This is a genomic window from uncultured Caulobacter sp., from assembly GCF_937900395.1.
Taxonomy (GTDB): Bacteria; Pseudomonadota; Alphaproteobacteria; order Caulobacterales; family Caulobacteraceae; genus Caulobacter.
The window spans coordinates 1-15,476 of record NZ_CALCDX010000232.1 but is presented as its reverse complement, the minus strand read 5'-3'; the positions used below and the strand labels follow the sequence as shown (position 1 = coordinate 15,476).

At 70.9% G+C, this 15,476-nt stretch carries 15 protein-coding genes; 7 read left to right on the top strand and 8 right to left on the bottom strand.

The genetic code is table 11. From position 1 onward, the window contains the following. Positions 1-10: 10 nt before the first annotated feature. The 3 genes from mnmC to motA all read right to left on the bottom strand — a co-directional run bounded on the left by mnmC (position 11) and on the right by motA (position 3,327). The gene (gene mnmC / locus Q0379_RS20785) at positions 11-1,792 is read right to left on the bottom strand and encodes an FAD-dependent 5-carboxymethylaminomethyl-2-thiouridine(34) oxidoreductase MnmC (protein WP_299016269.1); all 1,782 of its coding nucleotides are present in this window, start codon (positions 1,790-1,792) and stop codon (positions 11-13) included. Between the two features lie 239 nt (positions 1,793-2,031). Then, positions 2,032-2,361 carry a hypothetical protein gene (locus Q0379_RS20780; protein ID WP_299016266.1) on the bottom strand — a complete coding sequence of 110 codons (330 nt, stop codon included), beginning with the start codon at positions 2,359-2,361 and terminating at the stop codon, positions 2,032-2,034. Between the two features lie 99 nt (positions 2,362-2,460). Beyond that, positions 2,461-3,327, bottom strand: a complete 867-nt coding sequence (gene motA / locus Q0379_RS20775) for a flagellar motor stator protein MotA (RefSeq protein ID WP_066686191.1) — start codon at positions 3,325-3,327, stop codon at positions 2,461-2,463. Positions 3,328-3,466: 139 nt separating this feature from the next. On the opposite strand from motA, the gene Q0379_RS20770 reads away from it, so the two are divergent. Further along, on the top strand, positions 3,467-4,780 hold the full coding sequence (locus Q0379_RS20770; protein ID WP_299016261.1) for an MFS transporter: 1,314 nt from the start codon (positions 3,467-3,469) through the stop codon (positions 4,778-4,780). Here the strand turns inward: Q0379_RS20770 and Q0379_RS20765 are convergent. Continuing rightward, positions 4,777-5,439, bottom strand: coding sequence for a helix-turn-helix domain-containing protein (locus tag Q0379_RS20765; protein ID WP_066686189.1), 663 nt, complete (start codon positions 5,437-5,439; stop codon positions 4,777-4,779). The two genes, Q0379_RS20770 and Q0379_RS20765, sit on opposite strands and share 4 nt — an antisense overlap. A gap of 171 nt (positions 5,440-5,610) precedes the next feature. On the opposite strand from Q0379_RS20765, the gene Q0379_RS20760 reads away from it, so the two are divergent. Further along, positions 5,611-5,973, top strand: coding sequence for a nucleoside transporter (locus Q0379_RS20760; RefSeq protein WP_299016253.1), 363 nt, complete (start codon positions 5,611-5,613; stop codon positions 5,971-5,973). A gap of 19 nt (positions 5,974-5,992) precedes the next feature. On the opposite strand, the gene fixJ is transcribed toward Q0379_RS20760, so the two are convergent. After that, positions 5,993-6,601: a response regulator FixJ gene (gene fixJ, locus Q0379_RS20755; protein ID WP_299016251.1), complete on the bottom strand. Its 609-nt coding sequence runs from the start codon at positions 6,599-6,601 to the stop codon at positions 5,993-5,995. Beyond that, positions 6,594-8,081 (bottom strand): PAS domain S-box protein, encoded by a 1,488-nt coding sequence (locus Q0379_RS20750; protein ID WP_299016249.1) that lies wholly within the window; start codon positions 8,079-8,081, stop codon positions 6,594-6,596. The genes fixJ and Q0379_RS20750 overlap by 8 nt, the downstream gene beginning before the upstream one ends. Before the next feature lie 115 nt (positions 8,082-8,196). Here Q0379_RS20750 and Q0379_RS20745 point away from each other — a divergent pair, with 115 nt between their 5' ends. After that, positions 8,197-8,298: a hypothetical protein gene (locus Q0379_RS20745; RefSeq protein WP_299016247.1), complete on the top strand. Its 102-nt coding sequence runs from the start codon at positions 8,197-8,199 to the stop codon at positions 8,296-8,298. A gap of 8 nt (positions 8,299-8,306) precedes the next feature. Here Q0379_RS20745 and Q0379_RS20740 read toward each other — a convergent pair whose 3' ends face one another. Beyond that, positions 8,307-9,917: an ATP-binding cassette domain-containing protein gene (locus Q0379_RS20740; RefSeq protein ID WP_299016244.1), complete on the bottom strand. Its 1,611-nt coding sequence runs from the start codon at positions 9,915-9,917 to the stop codon at positions 8,307-8,309. Next, positions 9,914-11,554, bottom strand: a complete 1,641-nt coding sequence (gene cydD / locus Q0379_RS20735; RefSeq protein ID WP_299016241.1) for a thiol reductant ABC exporter subunit CydD — start codon at positions 11,552-11,554, stop codon at positions 9,914-9,916. The genes Q0379_RS20740 and cydD overlap by 4 nt, the downstream gene beginning before the upstream one ends. Positions 11,555-11,675: 121 nt before the next feature. Here cydD and Q0379_RS20730 point away from each other — a divergent pair, with 121 nt between their 5' ends. The 4 genes from Q0379_RS20730 (at position 11,676) to Q0379_RS20715 (ending at position 15,253) form a co-directional block, all read left to right on the top strand. Beyond that, the gene (locus Q0379_RS20730) at positions 11,676-13,241 is read left to right on the top strand and encodes a cytochrome ubiquinol oxidase subunit I (RefSeq protein WP_299016237.1); all 1,566 of its coding nucleotides are present in this window, start codon (positions 11,676-11,678) and stop codon (positions 13,239-13,241) included. Between the two features lie 14 nt (positions 13,242-13,255). Further along, complete coding sequence (cydB, locus tag Q0379_RS20725) at positions 13,256-14,407, top strand: cytochrome d ubiquinol oxidase subunit II (protein ID WP_299016234.1); 1,152 nt, start codon at positions 13,256-13,258, stop codon at positions 14,405-14,407. 18 nt (positions 14,408-14,425) lie between these two features. Continuing rightward, entirely contained in the window at positions 14,426-14,545 is a 120-nt protein-coding gene (cydX, locus tag Q0379_RS20720; RefSeq protein ID WP_013080671.1) for a cytochrome bd-I oxidase subunit CydX, read from the top strand. Between the two features lie 258 nt (positions 14,546-14,803). Further along, positions 14,804-15,253: a chemotaxis protein CheW gene (locus tag Q0379_RS20715; RefSeq protein WP_099536703.1), complete on the top strand. Its 450-nt coding sequence runs from the start codon at positions 14,804-14,806 to the stop codon at positions 15,251-15,253. Positions 15,254-15,476: the final 223 nt, after the last annotated feature.

The window sequence follows — 15,476 nt, the reverse complement described above, 5'->3', positions numbered from 1 at the left end:
CTTGCCCGAACTATACGCCGGCGGCTTGGGGCGGCGAGTCGAAACGGGCCGGATTCACCAGGTGCGACAATTGGCGCGGCAAGGGCGACGGGACACCTAGCAGCCGCGCGACCACGTGCTCGGCCAGCAGCGGCGCCAGGCACAGACCCCGCGAACCCAGGCCCGTCAGCAGCCAGACGTCGTCCCCCCGCGCGCCGGCCAGGGGCAGGTGGTCGGGCACGGTGGCGCGCACGGCCGCTCGGCCCTCGAACGCCTTGCCTTCGAGCCGCGCGGCCAGGTCCGGCAGGCCCTTGGCCAAGGTGGCGAGGTTGCGGGCGTGGTCTTCGCCCCGCACGTCCGTCGCGGTCTCGTCGCGGTCGTGGGTGGCGCCGAACAGCACGCCGTCGCGGGTGGGGATCGCATAGCCGCCGAACGCCGCCGGGGCTTTGGTCGCAACGCCCGTGGTCCAGCTGGCCTGGCCGCGCACGGGACGAAGGGGCAGGGTGGGATCTAGGCTCAGGCTCGCCGCGCCGCCGGCCAGGGCGACGACGTCGGCGCGCAGGATCGGCGCGCCCGTCGCGTCCAGCAGCCGCCAGCCATGGCCGTCGCGCTCCAGACGGGCGACGTGGGCGGCCAGCGTCTCGCCGATCCAAGCGGCGCGGATCGTCGGCGGCGCGACCACCTGGGCGCCGGCCATCGCCAGGGCCGGCGTCGAAGCGCCCAGCCGCGCGTGGGCGGCCTCCGGATCGAGCGGCGTCATAGTCCCGGGCTCGAAGATGTTCTGCTCCGCCACGGCGGCGAAGCGTCCGGCGTCGCGCTCGGCGCTGGCCAACTGCAGCACCTCCTGGGCCACGACGGCGTCGGGCGTGGCGGCGTACAGCGTCGTCGCGCGCGCCAGGGCCTGGGCGTAGAGCGCCGCGCGGGGGCCGCCGCCGGCGTCGAGGGCGGGGGTGACGAGGCCGGTCGGATTGCCCGAGGCGGCGACGCCGTCCGGGTCGTCGATCACGGTGACGGCGAGGCCCTCGGCCCGCGCCGCCCGCGCCAGGGCCGCGCCGGCGATCCCGCCGCCGATGATCGCCAGGCTCTGGGGGCGCGGAACGGCCGGCCGCTCGCCCGAAAGCCAGGCCTCCAGCCGTTCGCGCTTGCGGCCGAAGCCGGGGCGCTTGGCGATCTCGAAGCCCGCGGCTTGCAGCCCGCGCCGCACCGCGCCGGCCACGGTGAAGGTCGCCGCGCGGGCGCCTGGCGCGCTTCGGGCGGCGACGGCGGCCAGCACCTCCTCGCGCCACATGGCCGGGTTCAGGGCGGGCGAGAAGCCGTCCAGGAACCAGGCGTCGGCCGCGCCGTCCCAGGCCTCCAGCGCCTCGACCACGTCCATGACGGCCAAGTCCAGCACCGCGTCGAAGGCGGGCAGGTCCACGCGGTGGAAGCCGCGCGCCCGGCCGGGCCAGGCGTCCAGCAGGGCCTGCGCCGCCTCGCCCAGCTCGGGCCAGTGGGCCAGGATCCGGGCGGCCTCGTCGCGCTCCAGGGGATGGGCTTCGATGGAGAAGATGCGCAGCCGCGCGCCGTCCGGCTTCTCGCGCCGCCACACGTCCAGCAGGGCGGCGATGTTCAGCCCCGACCCGAAGCCCAGCTCGCCGACGACGAAGTCGTTTCGGCCGGCGAAGCGCTCCGGCAGCCCGCAGCCTTGCAAGAACACCGCCCGGGTCTCGGCCAGGCCGTCGACGCTGGAGAAGTAGACGTCGCCGTACAGGCTGGACTGCGGCAGGCCGTCCTCGCGCCAGACGAGGGGGCTGGAAGGGGCGGTGGGGTCCATGCGGCTGCTAGAGCGCCGAGGCGGGGCGGGCGTCAAGGCTGCTCGTCACTCGCTCCCCACATCCGACCTCCCCGGCGAATGCCGGGGCCCAGATTCATCCTGGGCTTCAGATGCAAAAGCGCCCTCCGCCGTGGATCGACGAAGGGCGCTCGTGGGCTCGATCTGGGCCCCGGCAGGAGTTTACGCTCGGGCGCGTGAAGCGCGACCCGTGGCGCCGGGGAGATCGGAGATCATATCGCTTAGTGCGCGGCCTTCTTCTCGGCCGGCTTGGCGTCGGCGGCGGCGGTCGCCGAGGCGTCGGCCGGGGCGGTGGTCGAGGTGGCGCCCGTGGCGGCGGCGTCGGCCGGGTCGACCGGCGCGTTGGCGGCGGCGGCGGCTTCCTTGTTGGCGTCGGCGGCGGCCTGGTCCTGGGCCGAAGCGGCCTCGGTCACGGTGCTGGCGTCGGCGGCGGCGGCCTTGGCGGCGGCGCTGTCACCCTCGGCCTCTTCCTTCTTGCCGCAGGCGGCCAGCGACAGGGCCGACACGGCGACGCCGGCGATGATGAGCTTGCGGAGCATGGTGGTGCGCATGAGGTTTCCCTTCCGAGTGAGCGCGTCTTCAGACGTCTTCGGGTGAAGGGATAACGCGTTCACGGCTCCGCGCAAACGCGCGAGCCGGAACGTGTCGCATTATTCATTCGGGATCTGCTGCAGCGCCTCTTCCAGCTCGGCGAAGCTGGGCTGGGCGGGCGAGGGGACGTTGCCGCGGCCGATCTCGACCGAGATCTGGGCGGCGTTGCCGTGCAGGTGGGCGACGAGGACGGCCTGGATGATCTTGTAGAAGGCCGCGTCCTCGTTGACGACGGCCTGCAGGCGCGCGGCCATCGGGCCGACCAGGCCGTAGGCCATGAACACGCCCAGGAAGGTGCCGACCAGCGCGCCGCCGATCATGCCGCCCAGGACGGCCGGCGGCTCGGTGATCGAGCCCATGGTCTTGATGACGCCCAGCACGGCGGCGACGATGCCCAGGGCCGGAAGGGCGTCGGCCATGCTCTGCAGGGCGTGGGCGGGCTCGAGCGCCTCGTGGTGGTGCTTCTCGAGCTGCTTTTCCATCGCGTCCTCGACCTGGTGGGGATCCTCCAGGTTCATGGTCATCATCCGCAGGGTGTCGCAGATGAAGTCGACGGCGAAGTGGTCGTGGGTGATCTTCGGGTAGCGCTCGAAGATCTTGCTCTCGTGCGGCTTTTCGATGTGGCTTTCCAGGGCGATGACGCCCTTGGACTTCATCGTCTTGGTCAGCAGGAACAGCAGGGACAGCAGGTCGCGATAGTCGCTGGCCTTCCACTTGGGGCCGGCGAAGATCTTGCCGAAGCCGCCGGCCGTGGCCTTGATCACGGTCATCGAGTTCGAGATCAGGAACGCCGCGATGCCGGCGCCCAGGATGGCCATCAGTTCGTGCGGCGCGGCGTGCAGGATCACGTCCATCTTGCCGCCACCCATCAGGTAGCTGCCGAACACCAGGGCGAACAGCAGGACGATGCCGATGATCTGAAACATGGTGCGCAGCCGACCCCGAGTTTGAGCGCGCATCATCGGAGTTAATGCTTAATCCAAGGTTCCCGCCGTGACGATTAAGGCGGAGACGCGCCGCCGCGACACGTTGCGCGGGGGCGCAGGCGGGTCTAACGGTTGTTTGATGACTGGGGAGACATCAGAGAACCGGGCCAACCGGGCGCCGTTCGCCATCCTGTTTGGCGTGTCCGTCGCGACGGCGATGGGGAACAACGGCATGTTGTCCGTTCTGCCCGCCATCGGCCGCCAGATCGGCATTCCCGACGCCATGGTCGCGGCCATCTTCTCGCTGTCGGCGGTGCTGTGGGCGATCACCTCGCCGCTGTGGGCCCGCCAGTCGGATCTGCGCGGCCGCAAGCCCCTGATCATGCTGGGACTTTCGGGCTTCTGCATCTCGATGCTGCTGTGCGCCCTGGTGGTGTCGGCGGGTCTGCACCACCTGGCGCCGCCGATGGTGATCTTCGTGTTGTTCCTGCTGTGCCGGGCGCTGTTCGGCGGCGTGGGCTCGGCCGCCAATCCGGCCACCCAGGCCTATATGGCCGACCGCACCAGCCGCGAGGAGCGCACCCAGACCATGGCGACTCTCGCCGGGGCCTTCGGTCTGGGCACCGTGGTCGGTCCGCTGCTGGCCCCGCTGTTCGTGCTGCCGGTCGTGGGCCTGGCCGGACCGATGTTCGCCTTCGCCCTGATCGCGGCGATCATGCTGGTCGTCGTCAAGCGCGGCCTGCCCGAGACCTTCAAGCCCGGCCGCGGCGACACTCCGCCGCGTCGCAGGACCGGCCTGCCCTGGCGCGGGGAGGGCGCGGCGCTGTGGCGCGATCCGCGCCTGAAGCCCTTCCTGATCTACGGCTTCCTGGTCGCCGCCTGCCAGACCGCCCAGACCCAGACCCTGGGCTTTCTCATCATCGACAAGCTGGGCCTGCCGCCGGTCAAGGCGCAGGGCTTCATCACCCTGGCCATGGCGGCCGGGGCCATCGCCGGACTGCTGGCTCAGTGGGGCCTGATCCGGATGTTCCGCATGGGCCCGCGCGAGCTGATGCGCTGGGGCGCGGGCGCGGCGGTGCTGGGCAATGCGGTGGTGGCCTTCGCGCCGGACTACGCGGCGGTGGCCATCGGCTACGCGATCGCCTGCCTGGGCTATGGCTTTGCGCGACCGGGCTTCACGGCCGGCGCGTCGCTGTCGGTCCACGCCAAGGACCAGGCCGGCGCCGCGGGCGCGATCGCGGCGATCAACGGCCTGAACGTGGTCGTCGCGCCGCTGTTCGTGCTGCTCTACGAGAAGATCGGCTGGGGGCCGTTCGTGCTGAACGCCCTGATCCTGGCGGCCATGCTGGCCTACGCCCTGCGCCAGACGGTGCTGCGCTCGGTCAGCGACGTCGGGCCCGAGCGGGAGGCGACGATCGCGGGGCTGGAGCGCAGCGACGAAGGCGGCGTCTAAGCCGTCATCCGCTCCAGGGCGCGGCGGTCCTGCAGCACCACGTGGCGGACGGTCGGCAGGGCGATCAGGCCCTCGTCCTGCAGGCTGGTCAGGGTGCGCGAAACGGTCTCGATCGTCAGGCCCAGATAGTCGGCCATGTCCTGGCGGCTCATCGGCACGTCCAGTTCGGCCTTGGCGCGGGTGCGCTCGGCGATGTCCAGCAGCAGGCCGGCGACGCGCTCCTGGGCCGAGCGGCGGCCCAGCATCAGCACGTGGTCCTGGCTGCGCTGCAGGCCTTCGGCGGTCAGGCGCAGGATGGCGCGGGCGGCGTCGCCGCGCTTGGCGGCCAGGTCGCTGAGAGCGCCGCGGCGGATCATGCGGATGGTGGTGTCGGTCATGGCCTCGGCCGTGACGCGGTGGGCCTCGCCCAGCTCCAGGCCGAAATAGTCGCCGGCGAAGTGGAACTCGTCGATCTGGCGACGGCCGTCGCGCAGGATGCGGTAGGTCCGGACCGCGCCGGAGACGACCTGATAGACGTAGTCGGCGGTTTCGCCTTCCCCGAAGATCTCCTCGTCGCGGGCGAAGCGCGGGCAGGCGCAGGGCATGGCGAGGACGGCGTCGAGACCGCCATCGAGTTGGACGGCCGGTTCGAAGCTTTGCGTGCGGATCGGAGACAGCATTGGAAACCCCCAGTTGCCCGAGGGTTATTGCGCCAAAGCAAAAGTCGCGAAATTCGGGGGGGCCGCCTAAGGAAGCCTCGCTAAGGGAAACCCCTTATGCGGCGACCCTTTACAAATCCGGTTTGACCGGGATCAAAGCCAGGGGCCGGCCCGCCTGCGAAGAATTGTCCCATGTGCGACCGGCCCGACCTGTCGGACGGCGACGTCCGGCCCCTGATCCTTCTGCTCGTTGCGGACGAGCCCTTGCGCGAGGCGTTGCGGTTCTCCCTCGAGACCGAGGGCTATAGCGTGACGGCGCCGTCGTGCGCCGACAGCTGCTCGTCGTGCCTGGATTGCCGCGCCGCCGCCTGCGTGATCATCGACGACGGCTCGGCGCCGCTGCCGACGCCGATCCCCGGTCGCTCGACCATCGTCCTGACCAGCGACGCCCAGCGCTTCCAGCGCCAGGGCGTCAAGGACGTCACCGTCGTGGAAAAGCCGCTCCTGGACGACTCGCTGGGCCGCGAGCTGGCGGCGCTGCTGGCGAAGCACTGATCGGCCTCGCCGGCGCGTCCTATCCGCCGCGCACCGACAGCGTCATGCGCACCAGGGCGGCCAGGTTGTCGGCCTGCATCTTGGTCATCAGCTTGGCGCGGTAGATCTCGACGGTGCGCGGGCTGATGCCCAGCTCGCGGGCGATCACCTTGTTGGCGTGGCCGGCGACCACGCCGTCCAGCACCTGGCGCTCGCGCTCGGACAGGCTCTCGATGCGCTTGAGGATCGCCGCCTGGTCGGTGGAGACCGGCGCGGCCTCGACCGACTTGAACGCCCGCTGCAGAGCGTCGAGCATCCGCGACTCCGAGAACGGCTTCTCCAGGAAGTCGACGACGCCCGAGCGCATGGCCTCCACCGCCATGGGGATATCGCCATGGCCGGTGATCATCACGATCGGCATCTTGACCTTCAAGGTCGAGAGGCGCGCGACCAGGTCCTGGCCGCTCATCTCGGGCATGCGCACGTCGGTGATGATCACGCCGGGCCTGGCGCTCTCCAACGCCTCCAGGAAGGCGGGCGCGCTGGCGTAGGTGACGACCTCGAAGTCCGCGGACTCCAGCAGGAAGGCCAGGGAATCGCGAGCGCTTTCGTCGTCATCGACCACATGCACGACGGGGGCGTCACTCATCGACGGTCTCCTTGGTCTCCGCCGTCTCCGGGGCGGGCGGTAGGGTGAAGCAGAAGCGGGCGCCGCCGGCCGGGTTGGCCTCGGCCCAGATGCGGCCGCCGTGCGCCTCGATGATCGAGCGCGAGATCGACAGACCCACGCCCATGCCCTGCGGCTTGGTGGTCATGAAGGGCTGGAACAGGCGCTCCAGCACCTCGGCGGCGATGCCGGGGCCGGTGTCGTCGACGATGACCTGCGACCAGCCCTCCTCGGTCACGGCGCTGCTGATCAGCAAGGCGCGCTTCTTGGGCTCCTGAACCTGCATGGCGTCGATGCCGTTGCGGATCAGGTTCAGCAACACCTGCTGCACCTGGACCCGGTCGGCGAACACCGCGTCGGCCTTGGGATCAAGATTGAGCCGCACGTCGACCTGGCGCTCCTTCTCGCCGATCAGGGCCAGGGCGCTGGCCTCCTCGATCAGCTTGGAGAGGCTCTCGGCGTCGCGCTCGCTGGCGCCGCGGCGGACGAAGTCGCGCATGCGGTGGATGACCTCGCCGGCCCGCAGGGCCTGGGCGGCGGCGCGGTCGATGGCGTCGCGAATCTTGGCCTGGTCGGTCTCGCGGCCGCGGTCCATCAGGCGGCGCGAGCCGGTCAGCAGGTTGGCGATGGCCGACAGCGGCTGGTTCAGCTCGTGGGCCAGGGTCGAGGCCATCTCGCCCATGGCCGTCAGGCGCGAGACGTGGACCAGCTCGTTCTGCAGCTCCTGCAGGCGAGTCTCGGTCTCCTGGCTTTCCGTCAGATCGCGGATGAATCCGGTGAACGAGGGCGTGCGGCCCTTGGTCTCGCCGACCGCCAGCTCCATCGGGAAGGTCGAGCCGTCCTTGCGGCTGCCCACGACGACGCGGCCCGAGCCGATGATCCGCCGCTCGCCGGTGCGGGCGTAACGCTCGAGATAGCCGTCGTGCTGGGCCTTGTAGGGCTCTGGCATCAGCAGGCTGATGTTCTTGCCCAGCACCTCCTCGGCGGTCCAGCCAAACATCCGCTCGGCGGCGGGGCTGAACGAGGTCATCAGGCCCTGGCGATCGATGACGACCACGGCGTCGGGCACGGTGTCCAGGACCGAGCGCAGGTGGTCGTTGACCGCCGCGGCCCGGCGACGCGTGGCGTGGAACCAGCCTCCGCCCACGGCCATGCCAAAGCCGACCGACAGGAAGATCGCCGCGCAGATGCCGCTGACCAGGTTGAACGGGATGTCTCGCGTCACCCACCACACCGCCGCCCAGGCGAAGGTGGTGGCGAACACGCCGGGACCCACGCCGCCCAGCGCGGCGCTGATCAACACCGCCGGCACGAACAGCAGGAACGACGACGGCGCGGTGAAAGCCTCCGGCAGGTACAGGCGCGCGACAGCCGTCGCCATAACCGACAGGAGGGCGGTGACATAGGCGGCGGGCGAGGGATCGCTGAACAAGGTCGAGGACAGGCCTCGGGCGGGCTTCATCCGCGCAAGCACTCCAACGGAAACGCGGCCCTTATAGGCGACGTGGTTTGAGGCAGGTCAAGGCGGCGTGTCCGGCGAATGCTCAAGCTCTTGTCTTCAATCAAGGGAGACGCTCATGTCCGACGGACAAACGGTCTATCTGGGAATGGTGATCGCGGCGTTCGCCGTTTTCGCCGTCGTGCTCTTCGCGACTCATATCCGCGTGAATCTGAAGTAAGCGCGCCTTCAGAGCGTTGCGACAAGGCCCGGCGGCTCGACCGTCGGGCCTTTTTCGTGCGCGCGAACCTCGCCCAGGCGCAGCACGCGGCCGCAGAGGCGGGTCGGCGCGGGGCGGTGGCTGATCAGCACCAGACCCTGGCCGGTGCGCGCCAGGCGACGCTCCAGGCCCTCGATCACGCGGGCCTCGGTCGCCGCGTCCAGGCCCTCGGTCGGCTCGTCCAGCAGCAGCCAGGGCGCGGGGCGCAGATAGGCGCGGGCCAGGGCCAGGCGGCGGCGCTCGCCGCCCGACAGCCGCTCGCCGTCGTCGCCGAGATAGGCCGCCAGCTCGCCCGGCGCGGCGCGGACGCGATCGGCGAGGCCAGCGTCCTCCAGGGCTTCCCAGAGCGCGGCGTCGCTGGCTTGGGGCGCGGCCAGGCGCAGGTTTTCGCGCACGGTTCCGGCGATCAGGCCGGCGTCCTGCGGCAGCCAGGCGAGGGCGGCGCGGGGCAGGGGGGCGGGCGTGGCCCGCAGGCCCAGCAGGGTCTCGACCAGGGTGGTCTTGCCGCAGCCCGAGGGGCCGACGATCGCCAGCCGCTCGCCCGGCTGCAGGGTCTGGTCGAGGAGCGACAGCGAAGGCGCTTCGGCCAGGGGGTTGGCGGGGGCGCGCGGCTGGTGGCGCAGCAGGGCGTTCAGCCGGGCGCGGGCCTCGCGCGCCGCGCCGTCCTGGTCGAAGGCGTGGGCGAGGCCGGCCAGGGCCTCGACGCTCATGGCGGCGGCCAGGCCCGCCAGGGCGGCCAGCGGCGCGCCCGCCGGGGCGGCGGCGGCCATGGCGCCGGCGACGGCCGCGCCCAGGATCGCCGCCTGGCTGGCCAGGACCAGGCCTTGCGCGCGGGCGGCGGTCAGGCGGGCGGCCTCCAGGTCGGCGGCGCGCTGGTTCAGGGTCTCGCCGGCCCAGGCTTCCAGGCCGTAGGCGCGCAGCTCGGCCGAGGCCGAAACCAGGGCGGCGGCGCTGTCCTTCAGGGCCCCGACCTTGGTCTGGACGGCGGCGCGGGCGGGGGCGGAGTAGCGGCGGGCCAGGGCCCGGGCCGACAGGATCGCGGCCCCGGCGGCCGCCAGGATCACCAGGCTGGGAAGCCAGCCGGCGAAGGCGGTCAGGAACAGGCCCGCGCCCAGGCCAGCGACCGCGCTCCAGGGAGCGGACAGGCGCACGAAGCGGGTCTCGACGGCGTCGACGTCCTGCACCAGGCGGGCCGAGGCCTCGCCGCGCGACAGGGCCAGGGACTCGGTTGGCGGGGCGGCCGCGAGGCTGGCGAAGATGGCCGGACGGATGGCGGCCAGGGCCCGCAGGGCGGCGGCGTGTCCGGCCAGGCGTTCTCCATAACGGGCGGCGGTGCGCAGGATGGCCAGCAGGCGGATGCCGGCGCTGGGCAGCAGCACGTTGAAGGCGTGGGCGGCGGCGAGGCCCGCGGCGCCGGCGGCGGCGCTGGCGACGATGAACCAGCCCGACAGGCCCAGCAGCAGGGTCGAGGCCGCCCCGACCACGACGGCGCTCAGGATCGCCAGGCGCAGATTGCCGGCGTGGGCGCGCTTCTGGATTCGGATCAGGTCGTCGAGGGGCGTGGACACGGTCTTTTTCACAGCCGCACCACCTTGTCCGCCAGGGCCGCGACGGCCTCGGAATGGGTGGCGATCAAGGTCGTGCGCCCTTGGGCGGCGCGGCGCAAGGCCGTCAGCATCTGGGCCTCGGCCGCGGTGTCGAGATTGGCGGTCGGCTCGTCCAGCAGCAGGATCGGGGCGGGCTTCAGCAGGGCGCGCGCCAGGGACAGGCGCCGTCGCTCGCCGCCGGAAAGGCCGCTGCCGCGCTCGTCCAGGACGAAGTCCAGGCCGCCGGGGCGCTGGGCCAGGGCCGGACCGAGGCCCGCGTCGCGGGCGGCCGCCTCGATCTCGGCGCTGGACGCGTCCCGGCGGGAGAGGGCGATGTTGTCGGCGATCGAGGCGGGCAGGATCAGCGGCGACTGGCCGGCCCAGGCGACGTCGGCCGCCGTGATGGGGCGCGGGGCGCCGTCGATCAGGACGCGGCCTTCGCTGAGCGGCGACAGGCCCAGCAGCAGGTTCAGCAGCGAGCTCTTGCCCGCGCCGCTGGCGCCGACCAGGGCGATGATCGCGCCCGGGGCGATGTCGAGGTCGAAGCCCGACACGGCCGGGACGTCGGCCTCGGGATAGCGGATCGTCACGCGCTCGAAGCGGATCGCCGGGGCGGCGGGCAGGGGAGCGACGGCCGGGGCCGAGGCCGGCTCCTCGAAGGTCGACAGGCGCGCGGCGGCGGCCTCGGCGGCCTGGCGGTCGTGATAGGCGGCGGCGAGGCGCCGCATCGGGGCGTAGACCTCCGGCGCCAGGGCCAGCACGAAGAAGGCGCGCTTCAGGTCCAACTGCTCGGGGACGGGGAAGGGCAGCAGGCGCAGCAGGTTGAAGCCGCAATAGACCGCGACCAGGGCCACCGACAGGGCGGCGAAGAACTCCAGGGCCGCCGAGGACAGGAAGGCCACGCGCAGCACCTTCAGCGTCCGTTCGGCCAGGGCCGAGGCCGAGCGGGAGAGGGCGGCGGTGGTCGTTCCCTCGGCCTCGAAGGCCAGGACCACGGGCAGGGCGCGGACGCGGTCGAGGAACAGGCCCGAAAGTCGTTCAAGGGCCTGGAACTGGGCGCGGGCCTCGGCCGCGGCGGCGGTCCCGGCCAGGATCATGGCGGCGATGAAAGGGATCAGGGTGGCCAGCATGATGGCCGCGCAGATCGGGCTGGCGATGGCCGCGACGGCGATCATCAGGAGGGGCAGGGCGGCCGCCGCCATCCGCGTGGGCAGGAAGCGGGCGAAGTAGCCGTCCATCGCCTCGACGCCCTCGACCAGGGCGGTGGTCGCCTCGCCGGCCGAGCGGCGGGGGCCGCCGAACACGGATCGCGCCAGCTCCGCGCGCAGGCCGGCCTTGGCCCCGGCGGCGGCCTCCGCGCCGGCCCGGGCGTTGGCGTAGGCCAGCAGCGCGCGCAGCAGCATGGCCGCCAGTACGCCGGCCAGGCAGGCGGAAAAGATCAGGGGATCCCGATGGTTGGCGATCGCGTCGGCGCCGAGGGCGAGGCCCGCCGCGAAGCCGATCGCGGCCACTCCGTCCAGCAGGCCCAGGACCCGAGCGTGGCGCAGGGCGGGGCCGGCGGTCCGGTCACGACGCTTCAGCCAAGCCTTGGAAACGGAGGGGTGGACAATCTGTACTATGTGGGAACCCATGGCTTGAGTGTAGGCTGAGGTTGCTTCCGAGCCTTGATCACGATCAAGGTTCGGGGCAACGGCCCGATCTAGGGCTTGCCCTTGGTCGGCGTGCGTATCGACCGTTGTCTCGGAGTTGTCCATGGACCCCGCGGTTATCGACCTGTCGCGACTGCAGTTCGCGCTGACGGCCCTCTACCACTTTCTGTTCGTACCCCTGACCTTGGGGCTCTCCTTCATGCTGGTGATCATGGAGAGCATCTATGTGATGACCAAGCGCCCCATCTGGCGCACGGTCACGCGGTTCTGGGGCACGCTGTTCGGCATCAACTTCGTGCTGGGCGTAGCGACCGGGATCACCATGGAATTCCAGTTCGGGATGAACTGGTCCTACTACTCGCACTATGTCGGCGACATCTTCGGCGCGCCGCTGGCGATCGAGGGCCTGATGGCCTTCTTCCTGGAGGCGACGTTCGTCGGCCTGATGTTCTTTGGCTGGGACAAGCTGTCGCGCGTCGGCCACCTGTTCGTCACCTTCATGGTGGCGCTGGGCACCAACCTGTCGGCCCTGTGGATCCTGGTCGCCAACGGCTGGATGCAGAACCCGATCGGCTCGGTGTTCAACCCCGACACCATGCGGATGGAGGTCGCGAGCTTCCGCGACGTGCTGTTCAACCCGGTCGCCCAGGCCAAGTTCGTGCACACGGTCAGCGCCGGCTACGTGATCGCCGCGGTGTTCGTGCTGGGGATCTCGGCCTACTACCTGCTGAAGGGCAAGTACGTCGGCGTCGCCAAGCGCTCGATGACCGTGGCCGCCGCCTTTGGTCTTGCGTCATCGCTGTCGGTGGTCGTGCTGGGCGACGAGAGCGGCTACGCCCTGACCGACAACCAGAAAATGAAGCTCGCGGCGCTGGAAGCCATGTGGGAGACGGAGCCCGCCCCGGCCGGCTTGACCGCCTTCGGCGTCCCCAGCCTGGCCGAGCGCAAGACCCACTACGAGGTCAAGATCCCCTATGTGCTGGGCCTGATCGCCACCCGCAGCTTCGACCAGCCGGTGGAAGGCATCTTCCAGCTGGTCGCCAAGGCGCAGGACCGCATCGAGTCCGGCGTGGTCGCCTATGGCGCGGTCGAGGCGCTGAAGGCCAATCCGCGGGACCTGGCCGCCCGCGCCACCTTCGAGCAACACCGGCGCGACCTGGGCTACGCCCTGCTGCTGAAGCGCTATGTCGCCGATCCCCGTCAGGCCAGTCCGGACATGATCCAGAAGGCGGCCTGGGACACGGTGCCGCCGGTGCCGGTGATGTTCTGGGCCTTCCGCCTCATGGCCGGCATCGGCTTCTTGATGATCGCCCTGTTCGCCACCGCCTTCGTCCTGGTCACCCTGCGCAAGCACGAGACGCGGTGGTTCCTGATCCTGGCGGTGGCGGCCATCCCGCTGCCCTGGCTGTCGGCGGAGCTGGGCTGGGTGCTGGCCGAGGTCGGTCGCCAGCCGTGGGCGGTGGACGGCGTGCTGCCGACCTTCCTCAGCGCGTCCAGCCTGACCGTTCCGCAGCTGCTGACCAGCATCGCGGCCTTCACCCTGTTGTACGGCGCCCTGGCGGTGGTCGAGGTCGGCCTGATCCTCAAGACCATCAAGAAGGGGCCTTTCGCCAAGCATGACGAGCCGGCGCCCGACGGTTCGCCCGAACCTGAACCGGCCGTGGCCTAAGAGGAGCGACAATCATGGATATCCCCGTCGATTTCGCCACGCTTCGCGTCATCTGGTGGGCCCTGGTCGGCATCCTGCTGATCGGCTTCGCCCTCACCGACGGCTTCGACATGGGCGTCGGCGCCCTGCTGCCCTTCGTCGCCAAGACCGACAAGGAACGCCGGATGGTGATCAACACCATCGGCGCGACCTGGGAAGGCAACCAAGTGTGGTTCATCCTGGGCGGCGGCGCCATCTTCGCCGCCTGGCCGTTCGTCTACGCCATCAGTTTCTCGGGCTTCTACCTGGCCATGTTCGTGGTCCTGGCGGCCATGATCCTGCGGCCGGTGGGCTTCAAGTACCGCTCCAAGCGGCCCGACCCGCGCTGGCGGTCCTTCTGGGACTGGGCGCTGTTCGTCGGCGGCTTCGTGCCGGTGCTGTGCTTCGGCGTGGCCCTGGGCAACGTGCTGCAAGGCGCGCCCTTCCGTCTGAACGACGACCTGAGGGCGTTCTATGACGGCTCGTTCCTGGGCCTGTTCTCGCCGTTCGCCCTGCTGTGCGGCCTGCTGTCGGTCGCCATGCTGGTGCTGCACGGCGCGGCCTGGATCACGGTGAAGGGCGAGGAGGGCCCGGTGACCGACCGCGCCCGCCGCATCGGCGAGATCGCCGGCCTGGCCAGCATCGTGCTGTTCGCCGCCGGCGGCTTCTGGGTCGCCTTCGGCGGCATGGGCTTCCGGATCGAGGGCCTGGCCGACGCGGCGGGTCCGTCGAACCCGCTGCGCGGCGCCGCCGCGGTGTCGGCGCCGGGCGCCTGGCTCGACAACTACGGCCGCCACGGCTGGACCATCGTCGCCCCCGTGCTGGGCTTTGCGGGCGCGGCCCTGGCGCTGCTGGGCCTGCGCGCCAAGTCGGCCTGGATGGCGTTCGCCGGCTCCTCGGCCTCGGCCGCGGGGATCATCGGGACCGTCGGCCTGTCGATGTTCCCGTTCATCCTGCCCAGCTCGGTCGATCCGCGCTCCAGCCTGACGGTCTGGAACGCCTCGTCCTCGCACCTGACCCTGTTCGTCATGCTGGTCGTGACGGTGGTCTTCCTGCCGCTGGTGCTGCTCTACACCGCCTGGGTCTACAAGGTGCTGTGGGGCCGCAGCACCACGGCCGCCCTGTCCACCAACCCCGACCTCTACTGATCCGAAGGATACGAACCGATGTGGTACTTCACCTGGATCCTGGGCCTGGGCCTGGCCGTCGCCTTCGGCGTCCTCAACGGCGTCTGGTACGAGTTCAATCTGGCCGATGATGGCGACGAAGGCCTGTCCGAGCCGTAAAAGCTGTCATCCCGGCCCAGCGCGAAGCGCGCCGAGCCGGGACCCAGGAGCCGGCGCATCGCGTTTGCCCCTGGGTCCCGGCTCTCCGCTACGCTGGGGCCGGGATGACAGTTTTTATTGAGCCGCGACATTTGGGCGCGCCCCGAACGCGTTTGGCTTAACGCTTGCTAAAGGCGGCGCAGGGTTAACTGGCAAGGTGTTCCGGAGCGCGTCGAAGCGCGGCCCCGGAGCCAAGCCTTACGTTCCCGGGGACCGCTTATGACCGACAACACCGCGCCTGCTCTGGAGCTGATCTCGTTCTGCATCGGCGAGCAGGAATTCTGCATCGATGTGAAGACCGTCCGCGAGATCCGCGGCTGGACCCCGGCCACCCCGATCCCCCACGCCCCGGCCTATCTGCGCGGCGTCATCAATCTTCGCGGCGCGATCATGCCGGTCATCGACCTGCGCAACCGCCTGGGCCTGGGCGTCACCATCCCCGAGACTCGCCACGTGATCGTGGTCGTCGAGTGCCAGGACCGCCTGGCTGGCATCCTGGTGGACGCGGTGTCGGAAACCTTCACCGTGCCGCGCGACAGCCTGCAGCCGGCCCCGGACGTCGGCGAGGAGCTGCGCTATCTCCAGGCGATCATCTCGATCGAGAACCGCCTGATCAGCTACCTGCGCATGGACGACGTGTTCCCGGCGCAGATCAGCGAAGCGGCTTAGGATTAAGATGCTCCCCCATGATACGGGGGAGCTGTCGCGTCCGCGACTGAGGGGGCGAACGCGGCGAGCGTCCAGCTAGCCCCCTCCGGCCCTCTGGGCCACCTCCCCCGCACGCGGGGGGGGGGGAACTTCCCTCAAATCACCCCTTGCGAACGATCCGCGCCGCCGCGGCGTGGAAGCCGGCTTCGGCCTCGGCGGAGTCGGCCACCGCCGCGTGGCGGTC